This window comes from Lysinibacillus sp. GbtcB16 (assembly GCF_019091145.1).
Taxonomy (GTDB): Bacteria; Bacillota; Bacilli; order Bacillales_A; family Planococcaceae; genus Lysinibacillus; species Lysinibacillus fusiformis.
This window is the reverse complement of record NZ_JAGXJV010000104.1, coordinates 1-571: the sequence shown is the minus strand read 5'-3', so window position 1 is coordinate 571 and position 571 is coordinate 1. Positions and strand designations below refer to the sequence as shown.

Annotated in this window: 1 pseudogene; it reads left to right on the top strand. The window is 33.6% G+C overall.

The features are described from left to right. Positions 1-39: 39 nt before the first annotated feature. Positions 40-571 (top strand): annotated as a pseudogene (locus tag KVT27_RS23535) (ATP-binding protein); the annotation flags it as partial.

Below are 571 nucleotides of genomic sequence, written 5' to 3'. Positions count from 1 at the left end.
TTACAATGTTTAAAGGGTTATTCAGAACTTACAGATTCAGTGAAAGAAGCTTTTTACGAGGAGTGCCAAGGAATTACCTCTGTAGCTGTAAATCTCTTTATCTTAGCTCAGGAAAGAGTCCTTTTTGATGACAATAATAATAACGAGTTAATCACCTCTAAAGTGCTGAAACAGACTGCTAAGAAAGATATGCAAATTATCCAGCCAATGCTAGATGCCATTCGCAAAAATGACTTTGCCTCAATGTACAAATATGAAGATATTATCATTAATCTAGATGAACTGATGATGAATCATAAGCGAAATACAGAGTATGAAGGTAAAGTAAAAGAAGCGATGAAAGAACGGCAAAACACATTGAATTATAAACGACAAGAAATGATACAAGCGTTAAGTGAAGAAGTAGCAGCAATTGGTATCTTTGATGCTTTAAATTCAAATGACATCACTAAAACAGCAAAGAAATTAGTAGAGAATTCTCCGGGGAACGTAGAATATAGTGCTATTAAAGCACAACTTATTACTGAGTTAATTGGATTGAACAAGGCAGTTAATGAGAAAAAAGAGAAAG